This is a genomic window from Arthrobacter globiformis (assembly GCF_030818015.1).
GTDB classification, from domain to species: domain Bacteria; phylum Actinomycetota; class Actinomycetes; order Actinomycetales; family Micrococcaceae; genus Arthrobacter; species Arthrobacter globiformis_C.
The window spans coordinates 585,639-607,173 of record NZ_JAUSZX010000001.1; the positions used below are offsets into that span (position 1 = coordinate 585,639).

Genomic DNA, 21,535 nt, shown 5'->3' on the forward strand with positions numbered 1-21,535 from the left:
GGGAGTTTGCCCGCTCGCCGGGCTGAATCTTCAGGAGCAAGAATACCCCGCCGGACGCGGGCACGAGAGGGCTTCCGGCCTGCACTGTGTCCAGCAAGCGAGGGGCACCCGGTGTGTCAAACGTCACGCTGGCTAATTGGCCGTTCCGGGAAGAGCGTGCCGCTGAATCCGGTTGAAGCCAACGAAAGCAACTGAACCACCGCAAGTAACCGGACTGCCCAACGCCGCAAGCGGCGTCGGCCTAGTGAAAGGGGCGCGAATGACAATCGCCCATGAAGAAGCAGTGATCGATTCCGCCGCCGTGGACGCCATCTTCGCCGAAGCCCGCACCGCCAACGCCTTCACCGGTGAAGTCAGCGAGCAACAGGCCCGCGCCATCTACGAACTGACCAAGTTCGGCCCCACGGCCTTCAACTCCCAGCCGCTGCGCGTCACCTATGTGCGCTCGGAGGAGGCCCGCGCCAAGCTCGTGGCCACGCTGTCCTCGGGCAACCGGGCCAAGACGGCCTCCGCGCCCCTGGTGGCGATCCTCAGCTACGACACCGCCTGGCAGGAGCAGTGGGACAACTTCCTCCCCGGCTACAACGCCCCCAAGGCCATGTACGACGCCTCCCCGGATCTGGCCACCTCCACGGGCAACAACAACGCCCACCTGCAGGCCGGCTACTTCATCCTGGCCGTCCGCTCGCTCGGCTTCGCCGCCGGCCCGATGACCGGTGCGGACTTCCCTGCCATCGACGCCGAGTTCTTCCCGGCAGGTGACCAGAAGAGCTTCCTGGTGGTGAACATCGGCCAGCCCGGCCCCGAGGCCTGGGGTGAAGCGAAGCCCAAGTTCGCTTACGAAGACGTCGTCCGCACGGTCTAAGCGTCCCGGGTACTGCACCGCCAAGTGCCGCGGACGCGGAATGCCTCCGGCAATATGGGGGACATTCCGGAGGCATTCGGGACAGTATTTTTGCAGTTCAGAACTGCAAGGCATGCATCCGGGCCAATTCCAATATTAGTCCTGTTTGGACTTCTTGGGCCGGTCCGTCCTGACGGAACATGCGCGCGGACAGCAGCAGGAAAGCGCCGGATGGCTCATGCCACCCGGCGCTTTCCTGGTTCCTGGCGGGCCGCGTGAATTCCCTGCGGGTAAATTCCCTGGCGGGCCTAGGAGATGACCCCGTCCACCAGCGCCTTGGCTTCGGCCTGGACCTGCTTGAGGTGGTCGGCGCCCTTGAAGGACTCCGCGTAGATCTTGTAGACGTCCTCGGTGCCGGAGGGGCGGGCCGCGAACCACGCGTTCTCGGTGACCACCTTCAGGCCGCCGATGGAGGCGCCGTTGCCGGGCGCCTTGGTCAGCTTCGCCGTGATCGTCTCGCCGGCCAGCTCAGTGGCGGTGACGTCCTCCGGCGACAGCTTGCCCAGCGCCGCCTTCTGGTCCCGGGTGGCGGCGGCGTCGATTCGTGCATAGACGGGCGCGCCGAACTGGTCGGTGAGGCCCTTGTAGAGCTGGGACGGCGACTTGCCGGTGACAGCAGTGATCTCCGAAGCCAGCAGCGCCAGCAGGATGCCGTCCTTGTCCGTGGTCCAGACGCTGCCGTCGCGCTTGTTGAACGAGGCGCCGGCCGATTCCTCGCCGCCGAAAGCACCTTCGCCGGAGAGCAGGCCGGGGACAAACCATTTGAAGCCCACGGGCACCTCTACGAGCTTGCGGCCCAGGCCGCCCGCCACGCGGTCGATGATCGATGAGGACACGAGGGTCTTGCCCACAACGGAGTTCGGGTTCCAGCCGCTGCGGTTGCGGTACAGGTAGTCGATGGCCACCGCGAGGTAGTGGTTGGGGTTCATCAGGCCGCCGTCAGGGGTAACGATGCCGTGCCGGTCGGCGTCGGCGTCATTCCCGGTGGCGACGTCGAAAGCGGCGGACCCGTCCGCACCGACACTCATCCGGTTGATGAGCGAGGCCATGGCCGACGGGGAGGAGCAGTCCATCCGGATCTTCTCGTCCCAGTCCAGGGTCATGAAGGCCCACTGCGGGTCCACCGTGGGGTTGACCACCGTGAGGTTCAGCTGGTGGCGTTCGCCGATCTCGCCCCAGTAGTCCACGGATGCGCCGCCCATGGGGTCGGCCCCGATCCGGACTCCCGCTTCGCGAATGGCGTCCAGGTTCAGGACGGACGGCAGGTCGTCCACGTAGCTGCTCAGGAAATCGAACTTTCCGGTGGTTTCGGCCTCGAGGGCCTGGGCCAGCGGAATCCGCTTCACACCGCGGAGGCCGTTCTCCAGCAGCTCGTTGGCGCGGTTGGCGATCCAGCCCGTTGCGTCGGTGTCGGCCGGGCCGCCGTGCGGAGGGTTGTACTTGAAGCCGCCGTCGGCCGGCGGGTTGTGGCTCGGGGTAACAACAATGCCGTCAGCCTGAGGGGCTCCGGCCGGGGCGTTGCGGTTGTACGTGAGGATGGCGTGGCTCAGCGCCGGTGTGGGGGTGTAGCCGTGCCGCGCGTCGATGAGGACGTTCACGCCGTTTGCGGCCAGCACCTCAAGGGCGGAGTTCTGCGCCGGCTCGCTCAGTCCGTGGGTGTCCTTGGCCAGGAACAGCGGGCCGGTGATGCCCTGTCCGGCGCGGTACTCCACGATCGCCTGCGTGATCGCCACGATATGCCCTTCATTGAAGGACGCTTTCAGGCTTGACCCGCGGTGCCCGGAGGTTCCGAAGGCCACGCGTTGGCCGGGATCCCCCAAGTCAGGTTTGACGTCGTAGTACGCGTCGAGCAGTGCGGTCAGGTCGACAAGGTCTTGGGGTTGGGCAACTGTGCCCGCTCGGCTAGCCATGGCACCAGCATGCCAGACGACGGCGAAGGGCAACACGGAGTGTCCGGAATCCGGCCCCTGTGACGCAGAATGTCATCAATTCCTCCGGCTACTTGCATTTATCCGGATAAGAAACTGAGTAGTGCCGGAAAAGTACTTATATACCCGCCCCTGCGGGGGCTGTTACGTTCAAACGGCAGGAACGCCCCGGTGCCATGTACGACGCCGGGCGTCCGGACCAGCGGAAACGTCCCGGAAGCCTGTGGCTGAATTTCAGCCGTGCCATCCGCTGGCGGGAAATTCGGCCCGTTGGCACCGGCAATTTGTCCGGCTTTTCGGGCCGGGGCATTTACGGCCGGATGATTTGGTTCGGTTGAATTGGGCCGGTCAATTGGAAGACGAGCGAGCAATGCAGAGGTGAACAATGGGGGCTGGAGATGCAGCATTCGAACGGACGAGGCTCGCCTCTGAACGGATCGCGCGGCTGAAGCGTGACCTCGCCCCCATTCGCGGGGGCTCTGTTGACGGCGCTGGCCCTGCCGGTAGAGGCGGCGCGGACCATGGTGCCGGCACTGCTGGTACTGGTCTTGTTGGTGCGGAGCAAAGCAGCCATCTGGTGGCCGAAAGGCTTGCCCGGTTGGGGACAAACGGCTGGTTCCTCATGCACGACGTCCATTGGCCCGGCCGCCCGCTGGCCCGGCTGGAGCACGTCCTGGTGGGACCAGGCGGTGTGCTGGTGGTCAACGCCAAGAACTGGTCCGGCCACGTCGATGTCGTTGATGGCGCCCTTCGGCAGAACGGTCATGACCGGTTCCCGGCGGTGGAGACGGCGCTGGCGCAGGCAGCCGCGGTGGCTGCGGTCCTGCCGCCGCCATGGCGGAGGCTGGTCCGCTCCCTGATCTGCCTCACGGCCCAGCCGGAACTGCGGGGCACCACGGGTTCGGGCATCGAGGTGCGGGGAATCGACTGCCTCGCGGCCGCCGTGACCGACCTGCCGGACGTGCTGGATGCCCCTTCGGCCCTGTTGCTCTATGCACAGCTTGGGCAACTCCTCACCCGTCCGCAGGTGCCGGAAGCCGGCGCCTTCCGCAACCCTGTGTACCGCCCGCACGCAGAGGGCCGAGCCACGGGCCGCCCGGGCACGGACGACCTGAAAACAGACGCCCCGGCCAGGTCCGGGGCAGCGCTCCGGCGCTCCGTGCAGAGGCACCCCGTCCACAGGCGTCCCGTTTCGCCGCATTACCTGTACGGCCGGGACCGGCGCCCGGGCACCGTGCTGCGCGTCGTGGGAAGGTCGCTCGTGGCGGGCATCGTTTCCGCGGCCTTGCTGGCGCCGCTCCTATGGCTGTTGTGGGAGTGGCTTCCCAAGTGAGCCGGGCATCCCAAATGATCCGCCTTCCCGAGCCATTGTCGTGGTGGCGGCGGTAATGTTCTGTTGAGGACCACATGAGGGGATTTCCATGACAGAGCAGCGTCCCGGATTCGGCGACGAGCCGACACCGGACACCCACCACCATTCGTCGCACGGTACCCAGGGCCCGGATATCCCGGCTCCGCCACTGTACGATCCGCCACTGTACACACCGCCCGGCCAGCAGTATGCCGGGCAGTACGGCGACGCCAGCCAGCAGCACAGCAAGCCGGCCGGCCCCTATGGCCAGCAGTACGGCTACCAGTATGGCCAGCAATACAGTCAGGCGTATGCCAGTCCGTACGGCCAGCCGTCGTACTACGGCGCGCCACCCCAGCCGAAGGGTCTGAGCATTGCCAGCCTGTGCTGCGGCATCGCCGTCTACCTGGGCTTCGGGTTCTTCATCCTGCCGCAGCTGGCCGCCGTGATCCTTGGCCACCTGGCGCTGCGGCGTGAACCATCGGGGCGAGGCTTCGCCATTGCCGGCCTGGTGATGGGGTACCTTGGCCTGGTCCTGACCGTCCTCGCGATCGTGGGACTCACCATCCTGGCGAGCGTCGCCAGCACGTCCAGCACCATCTGACCGGCCAATACCCCTGCCTAGAACCCCAACCTAGAACCCCAGCTGGGCTGCCACCTGCAGGAGCAGTGCCTCTGAGCCGGGCCGCCCAATCAGCTGGATGCCCATCGGCAGTCCCGCTCCGGGGCTGCCGCCGGTCCAGTGCACGGGAATGCTGATAGCCGGTAGGCCGCACACATTGACCATGGACGACCATGGTGCGAACTCGCACTGCCTCCGGTAGTCGCCGTCGGCGTCGCCAGCCCATTCCGGGGACGGCCACCTGCCGTCCCCGTGGCCCGACCCCGTGAACCAGCCCACCGGACGCGGCGTCTGGGCCAGCGCCGGTGTCAGGACCAGGTCCCAGGCCGAATACTGTGCCAGCGTGTCGCGCTCAAATTGCCGCAGGAACGCGAGGCATTCATTGAGCTTGGCGGCGCTCCGCTGCTGCGCGCGCCGCCGGAAGGTGCGCGTCAGCGGCGTCAGCAGGGCCTCGCGGTGCGGCGCGATCCGGGCCGCACCCACGCCTGCCGTCCAGGCGGTGGTGAACGCGTCGGGGTAACGGTTGTCGTAACGGATCTCAGTCTCGGCGACGTGGTGCCCGGCCGCGGTGAGCAGCCGGATGCCGGCGTCCAGGGCGTCCAGTGCCTCCGGATCCGGGGTGAACGGGAAGATCCCACCCCACGGGCTGTCCAGGCTGACGCCGATCCGCAGCGAAGCAGGCGGGCGGCCAATGGCGTCCAGGTAGCCCGCTCCGTCCGGTTTTCCCGGACCGTTGGGGGCCAGGACATCGAGCAGCAGTGCGGCGTCGGCCGCGGAGCGCGCCAGTGGTCCGGCCACCACCAGGCCGGCGGGATCCCCGCTGCTTTCACCCGCCGGGACCACGCCCCTGCCGGGCTTCAGGCCCAGCAGGCCGCACGCCGCCGCCGGGATCCGGATCGACCCGCCGCCGTCGGTCCCCGGCGCGAACGGCACCAGCCCCGCCGCCACGGCAGCGGCGCTGCCGCCGGAGGAACCGCCCGAGCTCCTGCTCAGGGCGTACGGATTGCGCGACGGCGGTGCGATGCGGTTTTCGCTGTAAGCCGTCAGCCCGAATTCAGGTACCTGTGTCTTGCCGAGGGAGATGGCACCGGCGCCCCTGAGCGCTGCGGCCAGGGCGCCGTCGGCCGGTGCGGGACGCCGGTCCAGTGCTGCGCTGCCGTGGGTGGTGACCACGCCGGCAACATCGGTGAGGTCCTTGAACGCTACCGGCATCCCGTGCAGCGGCGGCAGCGCCTGGTTCGGACGACGCCGGGCGAACAGGACGTCTGCGGCGGCGGCCTCGGCCATCGCCCTCGGCCCGGTGACGGTGATGAAGGCGCCCAGCCGCGGGTTCGATTCCTCGATCCGCGCCAGGAAATGGGCCGTGACTTCGCGGGCGGAGACCTCTCCGGAACGCAGCGCGGCCCTAAGCTGCAGGGCCGGCAGGCGGTGGATGTCAGCCAGGTGGTGTGGGGCGGACACTGTGCTCCTTTGCGGCGGCTCGCGGGCTTCGGACCAGCGTAACCTGTGCTGGCCGAAGGGTGCGGGGTGCTGCGCTGGCGATACGCTGGAGCTGAGAGCTTGAGGCCAAGGAGAGGACTCCCATGAGCGACTTCGATACCGTCACCGTGAAGGACGTCCCCGCGGACGCCACCATTTTGGACGTGCGGGAGGACTACGAATGGTCCGCCGGGCACGCTGAAGGTGCCCTGCATATCCCCCTGGACCAGTTGCCCGGGCGCCTGAACGACCTCGACCCGGACGAGGACCTGTATGTCATCTGCCGGACTGGCGGGCGCTCCTTCCGCGCCGCGCAATGGCTGGTAGGCCAGGGCTACTCCGCGGTGAACGTGGCCGGCGGCATGGACCAGTGGCTGGAATCCGGCAAACCGCTGGTGTCCGACAACGGCCTCAAGCCCGTGGTTCTGTAGCAGTTCCCACTTAGGCCGTTCCCCCGGCCAGCGTTCGCCCTGCCCTGCCCATCCCCGCAAAGGAATATCCATGTCCTCCGCCCGCCGCACCTACACCTTCCTCGGCCCCGAGGGCACGTTCACGGAGGCGGCGCTCCTGCAGGTTCCGGATGCTGCAGAGTCCGTTCGCATCCCCTCCTCCAACGTCAATGCGGCGCTGGACAGGGTGCGGGACGGATCGGCCGACGCAGCGATGGTGCCTATCGAAAACTCGGTGGAAGGCGGCGTCACGGCCACCCTGGATGCCATTGCTACGGGACAGGAACTGAGGATCATCCGCGAGGCCCTCGTGCCCATCAGCTTCGTGCTGGTGGCGCGGCCCGGCGTCGAGCTTTCCCAGATCCGCCGGATCTCCACGCACGGGCACGCCTGGGCGCAGTGCCGCCTGTGGGTGGACGAGCATATTCCCGGCGCAGAATACATTCCCGGTTCGTCCACGGCAGCTGCTGCGATGGGCCTGCTGGAGGATGGCGCGCACTACGACGCCGCCATCTGCGCGCCGATAGTTGCCGCGGAGCAGCCGGGGCTGCAGGTGCTGGCCGAGAACATCGGTGACAATCCCGGGGCCGTGACCCGGTTCATCCTGGTCAGCCGTCCGGGCGTCCTGCCGGCCCGGACCGGCGCGGACAAGACAACGGTCGTGGTGCCCCTTCCCGAGGACCGGCCGGGCGCCCTGATGGAAATCCTGGACCAGTTCGCCACCCGCGGCGTGAATCTGAGCCGCATCGAGTCCCGGCCTACGGGGCAGTACCTGGGGCACTACTTCTTCAGCATCGACGCCGACGGCCACGTAGGCGATGCGCGGGTGGCCGACGCCCTCGCCGGCCTGCACCGCATCAGCCCCGCCACACGATTCCTTGGTTCTTACGGCCGTGCCGATGCGCAGGCTCCCGTGGTGCCGGAGCACACGTCCGACGAGGCATTCCAGGCGGCGCATGCATGGGTCAAAGGGATACTCGCCGGCGACTCCCTGGGCTCGGAGTCACCGGTGGAAGCTTCGCCGTCAGCGTAGATAAATGCCTCTCGGGGCACTTCCCTGCCCCTGTTGCTGTGCGTATGCTTGCATGATCAACAAAGGGATGGCCCCAACGAAGGGAGCGGGTCATGTCGGACAAGAATGACAATGACGGCCAGGGAATGATCGTCAATCCCAAGCCCACAGCTGAGAACCAGGACTGGGACGGGGACGATGCCGACCGCGCGGACCGCCTGCGCTTCGAAGAGGAACAGGCCATGATCCGCGAACAGTCCGAAGCCCGGGCAGCCGCCAAGGCCGCTGCAGAGTCCGCCAAGCACGCACGATTAGCCTAGGCGCGCGGCTTCTTCCCTGACGCGCACCAGCAGCGATCTCGGCTCCACCTGCACTGTCACCTTTGTGGCATCACCCGACGTGTCGCCGTCGAGCTGGGTGGGCATGGGTTCGGGGCATTTGATGACCGCCTTGACGGAGCGGTAGACGCTCATGACGGGCAGATGCCGCTTGTGCTTGAACAGGATCTTGGCGTACATCGCCAGCCAGCCCACGGCGCTGCGGGGGCTCATGACCACCACGTCCAGCATCCCGTCGTCGATCATGGCCTGGGGGATGAAGTCGATGCCGCCCGGAACCAGGCCGCAGTTGGCAAACAGGATGCTGCGGACCTTCCTGGACTGGTCCGGCTGGTCATCCAGCGAGATGGCGACTTTTTTCCTGCGCCCGGGGAGGTGACGGACCCCCGCTTCCGTGTACGCGAGCCAGCCGACGGCGCGCTTGAGGCCATCGTTCGTGTCGCCCACCACCTCGGCGTCCATGCCAATGCCGGCGATGACGAGGAACGAGTGGCTTGAGGAGTGGCCGGTGTGGGAGTTTTCGATTTCCATCCGCGCCGTGTCGATGAACCGCTGGTGGCCGAAGAGCGCGGTCTGGATATTGCCGAACAGGTCATAGACGTCGAGGTCCACGTTGCGGGCCAACAGGTTCCCGGTGCCGAGGGGGACCAGGCCCATCGCCACGCCGGTATGGGCCAGAGCCTCAGCCGCCACCCGCACTGTACCGTCGCCGCCGCCCACAAGGACGACGTCGGCCCCGTACTCCAGCGCCGCCCGGACCTGTGAGTGGCCGGGGTCATCCGGCGTTGTTTCGAAGAAGCGGGGCTCTTCCCAGCCGGCGGCCAGGCAGGCGCGCTGGATGGTGGCGCGGGCTTCACCGGCCTTGGCCTTGATGGGGTTGAGGATGACGGCCACGCGCTGGCGTTCCAGGCCGTGTTCGTGAGCCTCTTCCCGTACGGCGCTGCGGACATGCAGGGCCTTCAGCCTGCGCACTCCCCACCAGCTGGAGACGGCGAAAGCCAAGGCTACAGCGATCAGGACGTAAAGAAGCAGGTCGCTCATGGTGCTCCAACACTATCCCGCCCGGAGTGTCCCGCAGATTCGATACCCTTGTCTGGTGATCGACGTAAAAGACCTCAGCGAAAATCCGGACAAGTTCCGCGCCAGCCAGCGCGCCCGCGGTGCGGACGAAACCCTGGTGGACGCGATCATCGACGCAGACGCTGCTCGCCGCACAGCACTGATCAGCTTCGAAAACCTGCGCGCCGAACAGAACGCGTTCGGCAAGAAGGTGGCGCAGGCCAAGGGCGAGGAAAAACAGGCGCTGCTCGCGGAGGTCCGCGAACTCGCGGGCGCTGTGAAGGCTGCCTCGGCCGAGGCCGACGCCGCCCAGGCCAAGCAGGAAGAACTGCTGCGCACCATTCCCAATCTCATCGAAGACGGCGTGCCGGCAGGCGGCGAGGACGACTACGTTGTGGTCAAGACCGTGGGCACGCCGCGCGAATTCCCTGATTTCGAGCCCCGCGACCACCTCGAGATCGGTGAGCTGATCGGCGCGATCGACATGGAGCGCGGCGCCAAGGTCTCCGGGGCGCGCTTCTACTTCCTCCGCGGCGTGGGGGCCCGGCTGGAAATGGCCTTGCTGCAGATGGCCATGGACCAGGCCATCGAGGCTGGCTTCATCCCCATGATCACCCCCACGCTCGTACGCCCGGAGACCATGCAAGGCACCGGGTTCGATGTAAAGCACGACGCCGAGATCTACCGTCTCGCAGAGGATGACCTTTACCTTGTGGGCACCTCGGAGGTGCCCCTTGCCGGGTACCACGCAGACGAGATCCTGGACCTCTCCGCAGGGCCCATCCGTTTCGCCGGCCAGAGCTCCTGCTACCGCCGCGAGGCCGGCTCGCACGGCAAGGACACCCGCGGGATCATCCGCGTCCACCAGTTCAACAAGGTGGAGATGTTCATCTACACCACGGTGGAAGAGGCTGCAGCCGAGCATGAGCGTCTGCTGGCTTGGGAAGAGCAGATGCTGGCCAAGTGCGAGCTTCCGTACCGTGTGATCGACACCGCCGCCGGCGACCTCGGCATGTCCGCGGCCCGTAAGTTCGACTGCGAAGCGTGGGTCCCCACGCAGGGCGCTTACCGTGAGCTGACCTCCACGTCCAACTGCACCACCTTCCAGGCGCGCCGCCTGAACATTCGTGAGAGAGTGTTCAGCGAGGACGGCGGCCCCAAGGGGACCCGTGCGGTGGCAACGCTCAACGGCACGCTGGCAACCACACGCTGGATCGTGGCCCTCCTGGAACACCACCAGAACGCTGACGGCTCGGTCAACGTGCCGGCGGCCCTGCAGAAGTACCTCGGCGGGCTGCAGGTTCTTCCGGTTCTCTAAGCCCGATTCCACCCCCTGGGTAAATACTCACACCGGGGACAACCTGTGGGTATTTACCCGGAGTTCACGCGCTGCTGTGCTCTGCGTCCTAGCTGGGTGTCAGGGGCGTCTGCTCTACTAGGAAGCATGACTACACTGACTGAATCCTCAGCCGCCGGCATCGAAGACCGGCGAGAAGCACAACAGAAACTCATGATCGCCCTGGACGTGGATGGCACCCTCGTGGACCACGACGGCCACATGTCCGCTCCGGTCCGCGACGCCGCGCAGGCTGTGGTGGCGGCCGGGCACGAGGTAATGATCGCAACCGGACGTTCGCTCAACGCCACGCTCCCCATCATCGAACAGATCGGCCTGGACCGCGGTTACGCCGTCTGCTGCAACGGCGGCGTGACGCTGCGCCTGGACCCCGGACTGCCCAACGGCTACGACATCATCCACAAGGCCACCTTCGATCCGGGTCCGGCGCTCCGCGCCCTCCGCAAGCGTCTGCCGGCAGCCAAATACGCGCTGGAGGACGAGGACGGGAACTTCCTCTCCACAGAGCGCTTCCAGGATGCGAGCTTCGGCGTCGAGGCCATCGGCGTGGACTTCCAGACGATGCTTGAGGCCACAGCTGTCCGCGTCGTCGTCTTCAGTGCGGAGAACACGCCGGAGGAGTTCAACGAAGCCATCGAACATATCGGCCTTGCCGGTGTGACCTATTCGGTCGGCTGGACCGCGTGGCTGGACATCGCGGCGGCGGGCGTCACCAAGGCCAGTGCACTGGAGAACCTCCGCAGCCGCCTCGGCGTTGATCCCGCCGCCACGGTTGCCATCGGCGACGGCCGCAACGACATCGAGATGCTCGCCTGGGCGGGCCGCGGAGTGGCCATGGGGCAGGCCCCGGAGGAAGTGGTCGCCGCCGCGGACGAGGTCACCAAGTCGGTTTACGACGACGGCGCCGCCCACGTGCTGCGCGGCCTCCTGTAAGGGGCCTTCTGTAAACCTCGGTTAGCGGACGTCGAGAATCAGCGCGAGCAGCCTGGCCGCCGCAGGCCGGGCTGAGTGCTCCTCGTTCCACTGCGACCTGGCCACAGCCTTGCTGACAGCCTGGGAGGTAATGCCGAGTTCGGCGGCCACGGCCTTCTGCTGGCCGCGCACTCCGGGGGTCATCAGGTCAAGCACGCGCCACTCGGCCTCGCTCCTGTCCCGGACTATGTGGCCCAGCAGACGGAGCACAGACTCGGACTCGGCTGCCACGTCCGCCAGGGGACCCTCCACGGCCACCGGGATGCGCTCTTTGCTGTTGCGGAGGCGGTCCACGGCCCGGCGGGCGTAGATGAGGCCGTGCCCGCTGGCGTCCTTGATCTGGTTCGGCAGCGGCTCATTCACCGGGCCCACGCCGATCCCCACATACCAGCTTCCGCAGCGGAGCGCGATCAGAGCGGCATCCACCGCCTGGTGCGGGCAATCCACGATTCCCTGCACCTCGTCCTCAACGGAGCGGTCAAAGTCCAGTCGCGCCGGGATATGCCGTAGGTCCTTGAGGAGATGCGGGACCCGGTCGCCGTCGCGCCGGCTGTCTGTTTGATTGATAGTCAGCGTGAACATGGTGGACATCAGACTACCCGGTGCCAACGTCGAGGCAAGCTGGGAGCCGACGGGACGTTACGGATCTCACGCCGGGGGTAAACAGCAGGAAACTACGACGGCTGGGCCCACGCCGCGAGGGTTCCCTGGCCGAGCGAAGCGAGGCTAGGGAGGCGGTGGGGAGGTGCGGTCCACGAGGAACCGCACCGGCCGCCGTCGGAGGTTGGGTCAGTGCGCTGCGGGCACGTAACGCTTGATCGAAGCCTCAAGTTCGGCTTCGGCAGCAGCACGGTCGGCCCAGCCTTCGGCCTTGACCCACTTGCCGGGCTCCAGGTCCTTGTAACGGGTGAAGAAGTGCTCGATTTCCTTGATCAGGAATTCGCTGACGTCGCTGACTTCCTGGATGTGGTCGAACCGCGGGTCGGCCGGAACGCAGAGGACCTTGGCGTCTCCGCCGCCGTCGTCGGTCATGTTGAAGACGCCGATCGGGCGGGCTTCGACGATGACGCCCGGGTGCAGATCGAAGTCCTGCAGGAGCACCAGTGCGTCCAGCGGGTCACCGTCTTCGCCGAGGGTGTTCTCGAAGAAGCCGTAGTGGGTGGGGTACTGCATGGAAGTGAAGAGGACACGGTCCAGACGGACTCGGCCGGTCTCATGGTCGACTTCGTACTTGACGCGCGATCCCTTGGGGATCTCGATGGTCACGTCATGCTTCATGGAATGCTCCTCGACGATTGCTTGGTGTTCGCGGCACACGCGATGATCAACCAAAAATGGACTGTCGGTGCCGCCGACTACTATTGAGGATATAGCGAGAGGCCCAGGTTTCAGGAACTAATGGGGTAATTTCAGGACTTTGAGGACCAGCAGTATGAGCGGCACCAGGGGCACGGCCAGCAGCCGCGGCAGGCTTTCCACAGTGGTCCGCAGCTGGCCCACCCTCCTGATCACGGTGCTCCTCCTGGCACTGGCCCTTCCCGCCGGGATGCTCATTGCCCCCGCGCTCACCGGCCCGGCCCGGTCCACGGCCGGCCCCGCCCAGACCCCGGCCTGGCAGCTGGTCCCGGAACGCCTGTCCGTCCCGCAGGGCATCGATCCGCTCAGCAACGCCGCACCGGTGCCGGTTCCCGCCGATGTTGCGGCCCGGCTGGACCCCGTGCTCAAGACCGACGGCGGCGGCTCCTTCACGGCCGTTGTTCAGGATGCTCTCACCGGCAAGGTCCTTTATGACCGGGAAGGTGCCGCCAACAGAATCCCGGCATCCAACATGAAGCTCCTCACCGCCGTGGCCGCGCTGCGGGGGATCGGCCCCGAGGAACGGTTCAGCACCAAGGTGGTCGCTGGCCCAGTTGCCGAAACGCCGGGAGCAACTCCGGCGGCCGCCACGAGGTCCGTCGTGCTGGTGGGTGGCGGCGACGTCCTGCTCGGCGCCGGCGATTCCGCCGAGTCCAAGGTCCTTGGCCATGCCGGGCTCGCCACGCTGGCCAAACAGACTGTGGAGTCACTGCGGAAAAGCGGCTTCAAGGGGCAGGTCCAGGTGCTAGTGGATGATTCCCTTTTCACCGGTCCGGCGCTGAACCCGGCCTGGAGCCCGGATGACGTCGCCGCCGGCGAGACCGCCCCGCTGTTTCCGCTGGCCCTGAACTCGGCACGGTTTGATCCCGCAGACACCACGGCTCCCCGGCCCCAGGACTCCGCCATCGCCTCGGGGGAGGCGTTCGCTGCCGGCCTCAAAGCGGCAGGTGCCGCCGCTGGCCTCACGGTGGCACCCGCCGTCGTACGTCTTGACGGAAAGCCGACGGCGGACGCCAAAGTCCTCGCCGAGGTGCAGTCCGCGACGGTCAGCCAGCAGGTGGACCTCATGCTCCAGACCTCGGACAACTACCTCGCCGAAACCCTTGGCCGCATGACAGCTGTGGCGGGCGGCCAGCCGGGGACGAACGAGTCGGCCAGGGCCGCCGTTCTTGGGCAGCTCTCCGGGCTGGGTATCCCCACGGATGGGATGTTCGCCGCGGATGTATCCGGGCTGGCCCTGGCCAACCAGGTTTCCGCCCGCCAGTTCTCGGAGGTGGTTCGCGCCATCACCAACGGCAAGGACCCCCGGCTCAGGGCTGCGCTGGCGGGGTTCCCCGTGGCGGGGCTGACGGGCACGCTCGGCGACAGATACATCGATGAATCCACGGCCGAGGGCGCAGGCCTGGTGCGGGCCAAAACGGGAACCCTGAACACGGTCATTGCGCTGAGCGGGTACGTGGTGGACGCCGACGGCAGGCTCCTGGTGTTCTCCTTCATCGGCAACGGCCTGACGCCGGGAGCCCAGGGCAACAAGCCGGCACTGGACACAGCGGCCACGGCCCTGGCCGGCTGCGGCTGCAGCTAGGGCTGTCGCCGGCTTCCCGTCCGGCGCCCTGCCGGTTCGCCGGTCAGCGAACTTAAGGCGCGCTGCAAGGCACGTATGTTCTGATGGAGCGTATGGAGTCCACTGCAAGCCAGTCATCCGCCCCTGCCCAGGCCCTCATTAACTGGGACCTTGCCGCGTCCGCAGCAGCACGGCTGGCTCCGCCCGGTCCGTCGCTGACTCCCACCGAGATCGGGGACGCCGTCTCCCAGCTGCGGGAACTGGCAGATGCCTCCGTTCCGCACGTCCACCACATCACCGGGCTGGAAGCTGCACGGGACCTCCGTGACTCATCCGTCCTCGTTGTGGACCGCGCCTCCTGGGCGAAGGCCAACACGCAAAGCTTCGCGGTGATGCTGAAGCCCGCCATCGAAAAGATGCTGGAGAACCGCCGCGGCACCATCAGCCCCGGAGCCGCCACGGTCAGCGGCGCCATCACCGGCAGTCAGCTCGGCGCCGTGCTCGCATTCCTCTCCAGCAAGGTCCTGGGCCAGTATGATCCCTTTGCCGCGCTCGCCGAGGGATCGCAGGCGCCGTCGGGCGGCCGCCTGCTGCTCGTCGCGCCCAACATCATCTCTGTCGAGCGCGAGCTGAATGTGACCCCCACGGATTTCCGGCTCTGGGTGTGCCTGCACGAGCAGACGCACCGGGTGCAGTTCGCTGCGGCACCGTGGCTCCGGCACCACATGCTGAACGAGATCGACAACCTCAGCGGGCACCTGCTGGGCAACGTGGACTCCCTGATGGAACGCGCCTCGGCGGCCGCCCGCTCGCTCAAGGACCGTGCCGCCTCCGGTTCCACTCCGGGCCGCGGCGCCATCCTCGATCTCCTGCAGGATCCCGAGGAGAAGGCCTCACTGTCCCGCCTCACGGCGGTCATGAGCCTGCTTGAAGGCCACGCCAACGTGGTGATGGATGCCGTGGACGCCAGCATCGTCCCCTCCGTGAAGACCATCCGGCAGCGGTTCAACGCCCGTGGCAAGGACAGGGGTGTCATCGAGAAGTTCATCCGCAGCCTGCTGGGCCTGGACGCCAAGATGAAGCAGTACAGCGACGGCGCCAAGTTTGTCCGAGCCGTGGTGGACGTGGCCGGGATGGACGGCTTCAACCGCGTCTGGGAGGCTCCGGCGAACCTGCCCACCGAGGAGGAAATCCACGACGCCAGGATCTGGCTCGACAGGATGGGTTTCTAGGTTTCGTGCAACACCTCCCCAACACTGCAGGCGGCTCCGTGGCCAGCGGTCCTGTTCCCGGCGGACCTGTCCCCGGCGGACCTGTCCCCAGCGGGCGGCGGCGGCCCGGCCGGCTGGCGCCGGTGCTCGGCACGGCACGGAAAATGCTGCAGGATGCGCTGGCCGAAGCCGGCTATCCCGAACGCGTGATGGTGGCCTGCAGCGGCGGCCCCGATTCCCTGGCCCTGGCTGCTGTGGCCGCCTACTTTGCGCGCCGCGGCCATGTCGACGGCCGGCCCGTTACCGTAGGCGCGGTGGTTGTGGACCATCAGCTGCAGCCCGGTTCCGCTGATGTTGCGGCGAGAACCGCTGAGACCCTACGGGACCTGGGCCTGGAACCGGTGCAGATCCGCACTGTCGATGTCGCCTCCACCGGTTTCGGGCCTGAAGCTGCAGCCCGCGATGCACGCCATGCTGCACTCGAGGCGGCGGCAGGGGAGTGGGAAGCCGGCGCCATCCTCCTGGGGCACACACTCGATGACCAGGCGGAGCAGGTGCTGCTGGGCCTGGCCCGTGGCTCAGGCACGCGGTCCCTGGCCGGGATGCGCCCTGCCCGGGGGAAGCTGCTCCGGCCGTTCCTTGGTCTGCGCAGGGCGGACACCCTGGAGATTTGCCGTGCAGAGGAGCTTGAGCCCTGGCACGATCCCAGCAACGCCGACCCCTCCTTCGCACGTTCGCGGACCAGGATGGAGGTCATGCCGGTGCTGGAGGAAAAACTCGGCCCGGGCGTTGCCGAGTCCCTCGCGCGCACCGCCGCCATCCTGCAGTTGGATGCCGACTATCTGGAGGACGTGGCCAACAGCACTTATGCCTCGCTCGTTGAGCACGACGGCCCGGACATCAGCCTCCCGGAGGCTGCGCTGACTGAACTGGCCCCGGCCATCAGGTTCCGGGTGATCGCGAAGGCCGCTGCCGGCGTCGGCGGTCAACAGCCCAGCTACCGGCGCCTTTTGGCGGCGGAAGCACTGCTGCGGCGGAAGGGCTCGGCCGGTCCGGTGGAACTGCCCGGCGGGGTCAGCGTGTACCGCCTCTCGCTTGCTGAGCTGCAGGATCGGGAGCGTGCCCAGGGGCTGAGCGGGACGGAAGGCGTTCCCCGCGAGGCCGCCCGCTGTGGGAAGCTTGTATTCCGGCTTCACAAACCGTCCCGCAAATAGTCGCACCCGCATCTACACAGGAGCAATTGGTGGATTCATCCGACGTCCAGGCAGACCTCAAGCACGTTCTCTACACCAAGGAACAGATCCAGCAGCGCATCACCGAGCTCGCGGCCCAGATCGACAAGGACTACGAAGGGCGCGACCTGCTCATCGTCGGTGTACTGAAGGGCGCTGTCATGGTTATGGCCGACCTGGCGCGGGCACTCCACAGTCACGTCTCCATGGACTGGATGGCTGTCTCCTCCTACGGCTCCGGCACGCAGTCCTCCGGCGTGGTGCGGATCCTCAAGGACCTCGACACGGACCTGATGGGCAAGGACGTGCTCATCGTCGAGGACATCATCGACTCCGGCCTCACCCTGTCCTGGCTGAAGACCAACCTCGAATCCCGCGGCACCGCCTCGGTGGAAATCTGCACCGCCTTCCGCAAGCCGACCGCCGCCAAGGTGGAGATCGACGTCAAGTACGTCGGCTATGACATCCCGAACGAATTCGTGGTGGGCTACGGCCTGGACTACGCCGAGAAGTACCGCAACTTGGATTTCGTGGGCACACTGGCCCCGCACGTTTACGAGTAAACGCCCCCGCCAAAGCTGGCCCTGCACTTTTTGCACCGCCTTCGCCGGCCGCGCCGTCGTCGAGCCTGACAACACGGGTTCGACGGCGGCGCGTGCCGCTTAAGGAGGTGCAGAAAAGTAGTCCTGGGAAGGCCTCAGTATGTGGACAACCGAGGCCGCAGCGCGGCCTGTGGAGGGCACGGCCGCCATGTGGCCGGGGCGTTTCTGCCCCCTTTCAAGGCGCGATGGGTGGCGTGGCGCAGCAATTCCGCGGGGACGTTTTCCGGGCTGCCCGGAAAGCGGGCAGAAATGCCGGCGGGCCGGCCCAAAGGCGTCCGTTCGCGCTCCCACCAGCCACTACGCCCTGAGGGAACTTTTGTATTACACCGTGCGTGAATTACTCCTGACGGTGTATAGCTAGAAACGACGCAGCACCACACGCGCGCAGTCCTCGCGCCGTGCAGCACTACCAGGAGGGACGGGGCCAGCCCCCGAACAGATGAAAGCTAAGAGTTTCTTCAAGGGCCCGGGCATTTGGATCATTGTTGTGGTCGGCATGCTCCTGCTGGCCTTTGCAACATTGGCTCCGGGCGGCTCGACGCGCATCGACACGCAGCCGGGCCTCGAGCTCCTCGCCCAGAGCGGCAAGGTGGAACAGGCCAAGATCTTCGACGGCGAAAACCGCGTCGACCTGGTGCTGAAAGACAACCTCGTCATCGACGGCCAGGACAAGGGCAAGAACGTCCAGTTTTTCTTCGTCAATGACCGCGGCCCGGACGTCGTCAAGGCCGTGACTGCTGCCAACCCCTCCAAGGGCTACACGGACCAGCCGATCGAGAGCAACTGGCTCTCGGGGCTCTTCTCGCTGCTGGTGCCTGTGCTGCTGCTGGGTGTCCTGTTCTGGTTCCTGCTCTCCCGCATGCAGGGCGGCGGCTCCAAGGTGATGCAGTTCGGCAAGTCCAAGGCCAAGATGGTCAGCAAGGACATGCCCCAGGTGACCTTCGCGGATGTCGCCGGTGCTGACGAGGCCGTCGAGGAGCTCCAGGAAATCAAGGAATTCCTTGCAGAGCCTGCCAAGTTCCAGGCCGTTGGCGCCAAGATCCCCAAGGGTGTGCTGCTGTACGGCCCTCCGGGTACGGGCAAGACCCTGTTGGCCCGCGCCGTCGCAGGTGAGGCGGGCGTGCCGTTCTTTTCCATCTCGGGCTCGGACTTCGTGGAAATGTTTGTCGGTGTTGGTGCCTCCCGCGTCCGCGACCTGTTCGAGCAGGCCAAATCCAACGCGCCCGCCATCATTTTCGTGGATGAGATCGACGCCGTCGGCCGTCACCGCGGTGCCGGCATCGGCGGCGGCAACGACGAACGCGAGCAGACCCTCAACCAGCTGCTCGTCGAAATGGACGGCTTCGACGTCAAGACCAACGTCATCCTGATCGCCGCCACCAACCGGCCTGACGTCCTGGACCCGGCGCTGCTCCGCCCCGGCCGCTTCGACCGGCAGGTCTCCGTGGAAGCCCCGGACCTCGTCGGCCGCGACCAGATCCTCCAGGTCCACGCCAAGGGCAAGCCGATCGCTCAGGGCGTTGATCTCAAGGCTGTGGCCAAGAAGACCCCCGGCTACACGGGTGCAGACCTGGCCAACGTGCTCAACGAGGCCGCGCTGCTGACCGCCCGCTCCAACGCCAACCTCATTGACGACCGCGCACTGGACGAAGCCATCGACCGCGTCATGGCCGGCCCGCAGAAGCGCAGCCGCGTCATGAAGGAGCACGAGCGCAAGATCACCGCGTACCACGAAGGCGGACACGCCCTCGTCGCCGCCGCGCTGCGGAACTCCGCGCCGGTCACCAAGATCACCATTCTGCCCCGCGGCCGCGCCCTGGGCTACACCATGGTGGTTCCGGAGAACGACAAGTACTCAGTCACCCGCAACGAACTGTTGGACCAGATGGCCTACGCTATGGGCGGCCGCGTGGCCGAGGAAATCGTCTTCCATGATCCGTCCACCGGCGCCTCGAACGACATCGAAAAGGCCACCGCCACGGCCCGCCAGATGGTCACCCAGTACGGCATGAGCGAGCGCGTGGGCGCCGTGCGCCTTGGCCAGGGCGGCGGCGAGCCGTTCCTCGGCCGCGACGCCAGCCACGAGCGGAACTACTCCGACCAGATCGCCTACATCGTGGATGAGGAGGTCCGCCGCCTCATCGACCAGGCCCACGACGAGGCCTACGCCATCCTCACCGAGAACCGGGACGTCCTGGACCGGCTGGCCCTGGAACTCCTGGAACGCGAAACCCTGAACCAGCTCGAAATCGCCGACGTCTTCCGGGACATCCGCAAGCGCGACTTCCGCGAGGTATGGCTGTCCAAGGAAACCCGCCCGGTCTCCATGGCCGGTCCGGTGGAGTCGCGGCAGGAGCGTGCAGAACGCGAAGCCCAGGAAGAAGCCAAGGAAGCCCGCCTCGAGGAACCGCTGGACGCGATTCCGCCGCACCCCCAGGGTGTTCCGGAGGACGCTTCCTTCCAGGGCGGAGTAACGGAAGCCGGACCAGACGGCCACCACGGCTAAGCTCTTTGGTGTGACTCACTTCGACGACGACGACCTCACCGCCACCGCCGACCATTCGGCGGCGGGCGGATCGGGCCGCCACCACAAGGTGGACAGGCCCCGGATTGAAGCAGCCGTGCGGGAGATCCTGCTGGCCATAGGCGAGGACCCGGACCGCGGCGGGCTGCAGGACACACCCAAGCGTGTGGCCAAAGCTTATGCCGAGGTGTTTGCCGGCCTGCACCAGGATCCGGGCAGCGTGCTCGGCACCACCTTCGACCTCGACCACGAGGAACTGGTGCTGGTGAAGGACATCCCGTTCTACTCCACCTGCGAGCACCACCTGGTACCGTTCCACGGCGTCGCGCATGTGGGGTACATCCCCTCGCACGACGGCAGGGTGACGGGTCTGAGCAAGCTGGCCCGCCTGGTGGACATCTACGCCCGCCGCCCGCAGGTGCAGGAGCGCCTCACCACGCAGATCGTTGAAGCGCTGGTCACATTCCTCAAGCCGCGCGGAGCCATCGTGGTGGTGGAATGCGAACACATGTGCATGTCCATGCGCGGCATCCGCAAGCCCGGAGCCAAAACCGTCACAAGCGCGGTTCGCGGGCAACTTCATGACCCGGCCACCCGTGCCGAAGCCATGAGCCTCATACTCGGAAGGTAAAAAACAGACTATGGATTCCCTAGCTGCAGCACCTGGAACCGGCCCCGCAACATCACCCCTGCCCATCCTGCGCAAACCGCGGCCGGCAGCCAAGTTCGACGACCTGCCCACAGACCGCACGCTCGTTATGGGCATCCTCAACGTCACCCCCGATTCGTTCAGCGACGGTGGCAAGCACGCGACGGCGGACACCGCCATCGCCGCCGGCCTCCGGATGTTCTACGCCGGGGCCGACATCATCGACGTCGGCGGTGAATCCACCCGCCCCGGCGCTGAGGAAGTCAGCCCGGAGGAAGAGCAGCGCCGGGTGGTGCCTGTCATTGAAGCCCTTGTGAAGGCCGGCGCGCTGGTCAGCATCGACACTACCCACGTCTCCACCGCCGAAGCCGCGCTGAATGCCGGCGCAGCGATCATCAACGACATCTCCGGCCTCACCATCGAACCCGGCATGGCCGAGCTCGTGGCGAAGGCCAAGGTGCCGTATGTCCTGACCCACCGCCGCGGCGATGCCAAGACAATGACCTCCCTGACTGAGTACGACGACGTCGCGAACGACGTCGTCTCCGAACTGAACGGCGTCCGCGACAAGCTGTATGCGGCCGGCGTCCTGCCCGAGCAGATCATTGTGGACCCGGGCATCGGGTTCTCGAAGACGGACGTGCAGAATTGGGAGCTGCTGCGGAACCTGAACCGGCTCGATGCCATGGGCCACAAGGTGCTTGTGGGCGCGTCCCGCAAGCGCTTCCTGGGTACGCTCCTGACGGTCGCCGGCAAGGCTGCGCTCCCTGAAGAGCGCGACGCCGCCACGGCCGCCATCACCGCCATCAGCGCCGCCCGCGGCGCCTGGGCCGTGCGCGTGCACGACGTCGGACCCAGCCTTGACGCCGTCAAGGTGGCCGCCCGCATGGCGGCCCCGGACCTCGGCCGCTGACCAGGAAGGCCTA

The 21,535-nt window shown here is 66.8% G+C and carries 20 protein-coding genes; 15 read left to right on the forward strand and 5 right to left on the reverse strand.

What is annotated here, in order from left to right; all coding sequences use genetic code 11:
• Nucleotides 1-259: 259 nt before the first annotated feature.
• Nucleotides 260-865, forward strand: a complete 606-nt coding sequence (locus tag QFZ23_RS02700; RefSeq protein WP_306920405.1) for a malonic semialdehyde reductase — start codon at nt 260-262, stop codon at nt 863-865.
• Nucleotides 866-1,152: 287 nt separating this feature from the next.
• On the opposite strand, the gene pgm is transcribed toward QFZ23_RS02700, so the two are convergent.
• A complete protein-coding gene (gene pgm, locus QFZ23_RS02705) occupies nt 1,153-2,814 on the reverse strand; it encodes a phosphoglucomutase (alpha-D-glucose-1,6-bisphosphate-dependent) (RefSeq protein ID WP_306920406.1) in 1,662 nt (553 codons plus the stop codon).
• Nucleotides 2,815-3,409: 595 nt separating this feature from the next.
• Between pgm and QFZ23_RS02710 the strand changes: the two genes are divergently transcribed.
• Nucleotides 3,410-4,165, forward strand: coding sequence for a nuclease-related domain-containing protein (locus QFZ23_RS02710; protein WP_306920407.1), 756 nt, complete (start codon nt 3,410-3,412; stop codon nt 4,163-4,165).
• 88 nt (nt 4,166-4,253) lie between these two features.
• Nucleotides 4,254-4,787: a DUF4190 domain-containing protein gene (locus tag QFZ23_RS02715; RefSeq protein WP_306920408.1), complete on the forward strand. Its 534-nt coding sequence runs from the start codon at nt 4,254-4,256 to the stop codon at nt 4,785-4,787.
• 30 nt (nt 4,788-4,817) lie between these two features.
• On the opposite strand, the gene QFZ23_RS02720 is transcribed toward QFZ23_RS02715, so the two are convergent.
• The gene (locus tag QFZ23_RS02720; RefSeq protein ID WP_306926625.1) at nt 4,818-6,248 is read right to left on the reverse strand and encodes an amidase; all 1,431 of its coding nucleotides are present in this window, start codon (nt 6,246-6,248) and stop codon (nt 4,818-4,820) included.
• Nucleotides 6,249-6,388: 140 nt separating this feature from the next.
• On the opposite strand from QFZ23_RS02720, the gene QFZ23_RS02725 reads away from it, so the two are divergent.
• The 3 genes from QFZ23_RS02725 to QFZ23_RS02735 all read left to right on the forward strand — a co-directional run bounded on the left by QFZ23_RS02725 (nt 6,389) and on the right by QFZ23_RS02735 (nt 8,065).
• Nucleotides 6,389-6,715: a rhodanese-like domain-containing protein gene (locus QFZ23_RS02725; RefSeq protein ID WP_306920409.1), complete on the forward strand. Its 327-nt coding sequence runs from the start codon at nt 6,389-6,391 to the stop codon at nt 6,713-6,715.
• A gap of 70 nt (nt 6,716-6,785) precedes the next feature.
• A complete protein-coding gene (gene pheA / locus QFZ23_RS02730) occupies nt 6,786-7,766 on the forward strand; it encodes a prephenate dehydratase (RefSeq protein ID WP_306920410.1) in 981 nt (326 codons plus the stop codon).
• 92 nt (nt 7,767-7,858) lie between these two features.
• Entirely contained in the window at nt 7,859-8,065 is a 207-nt protein-coding gene (locus QFZ23_RS02735; RefSeq protein WP_306920411.1) for a hypothetical protein, read from the forward strand.
• On the opposite strand, the gene QFZ23_RS02740 is transcribed toward QFZ23_RS02735, so the two are convergent.
• Nucleotides 8,057-9,124 (reverse strand): diacylglycerol/lipid kinase family protein, encoded by a 1,068-nt coding sequence (locus QFZ23_RS02740; RefSeq protein WP_306920412.1) that lies wholly within the window; start codon nt 9,122-9,124, stop codon nt 8,057-8,059. The genes QFZ23_RS02735 and QFZ23_RS02740 overlap by 9 nt on opposite strands.
• Before the next feature lie 55 nt (nt 9,125-9,179).
• Between QFZ23_RS02740 and serS the strand changes: the two genes are divergently transcribed.
• Complete coding sequence (gene serS, locus QFZ23_RS02745; RefSeq protein WP_306920413.1) at nt 9,180-10,460, forward strand: serine--tRNA ligase; 1,281 nt, start codon at nt 9,180-9,182, stop codon at nt 10,458-10,460.
• 126 nt (nt 10,461-10,586) lie between these two features.
• A complete protein-coding gene (locus QFZ23_RS02750) occupies nt 10,587-11,432 on the forward strand; it encodes an HAD family hydrolase (RefSeq protein WP_306920414.1) in 846 nt (281 codons plus the stop codon).
• A gap of 21 nt (nt 11,433-11,453) precedes the next feature.
• On the opposite strand, the gene QFZ23_RS02755 is transcribed toward QFZ23_RS02750, so the two are convergent.
• Nucleotides 11,454-12,053, reverse strand: coding sequence for a hypothetical protein (locus QFZ23_RS02755; protein ID WP_306926627.1), 600 nt, complete (start codon nt 12,051-12,053; stop codon nt 11,454-11,456).
• Between the two features lie 207 nt (nt 12,054-12,260).
• Nucleotides 12,261-12,749 (reverse strand): inorganic diphosphatase, encoded by a 489-nt coding sequence (locus QFZ23_RS02760; protein ID WP_214968320.1) that lies wholly within the window; start codon nt 12,747-12,749, stop codon nt 12,261-12,263.
• 154 nt (nt 12,750-12,903) lie between these two features.
• Between QFZ23_RS02760 and dacB the strand changes: the two genes are divergently transcribed.
• The 7 genes from dacB to folP all read left to right on the forward strand — a co-directional run bounded on the left by dacB (nt 12,904) and on the right by folP (nt 21,522).
• Entirely contained in the window at nt 12,904-14,412 is a 1,509-nt protein-coding gene (gene dacB, locus QFZ23_RS02765) for a D-alanyl-D-alanine carboxypeptidase/D-alanyl-D-alanine endopeptidase (RefSeq protein WP_306920415.1), read from the forward strand.
• Between the two features lie 92 nt (nt 14,413-14,504).
• Nucleotides 14,505-15,623, forward strand: coding sequence for a zinc-dependent metalloprotease (locus QFZ23_RS02770; protein WP_306920416.1), 1,119 nt, complete (start codon nt 14,505-14,507; stop codon nt 15,621-15,623).
• Nucleotides 15,624-15,766: 143 nt separating this feature from the next.
• Nucleotides 15,767-16,816, forward strand: coding sequence for a tRNA lysidine(34) synthetase TilS (gene tilS, locus QFZ23_RS02775; protein WP_306926629.1), 1,050 nt, complete (start codon nt 15,767-15,769; stop codon nt 16,814-16,816).
• A 29-nt stretch (nt 16,817-16,845) separates the two neighbouring features.
• Nucleotides 16,846-17,397 (forward strand): hypoxanthine phosphoribosyltransferase, encoded by a 552-nt coding sequence (hpt, locus tag QFZ23_RS02780; protein WP_111903204.1) that lies wholly within the window; start codon nt 16,846-16,848, stop codon nt 17,395-17,397.
• Nucleotides 17,398-17,875: 478 nt separating this feature from the next.
• A complete protein-coding gene (gene ftsH / locus QFZ23_RS02785) occupies nt 17,876-19,942 on the forward strand; it encodes an ATP-dependent zinc metalloprotease FtsH (protein WP_306920417.1) in 2,067 nt (688 codons plus the stop codon).
• 10 nt (nt 19,943-19,952) lie between these two features.
• Complete coding sequence (folE, locus tag QFZ23_RS02790) at nt 19,953-20,591, forward strand: GTP cyclohydrolase I FolE (RefSeq protein WP_306920418.1); 639 nt, start codon at nt 19,953-19,955, stop codon at nt 20,589-20,591.
• A 10-nt stretch (nt 20,592-20,601) separates the two neighbouring features.
• A complete protein-coding gene (gene folP, locus QFZ23_RS02795; protein ID WP_306920419.1) occupies nt 20,602-21,522 on the forward strand; it encodes a dihydropteroate synthase in 921 nt (306 codons plus the stop codon).
• Nucleotides 21,523-21,535: the final 13 nt, after the last annotated feature.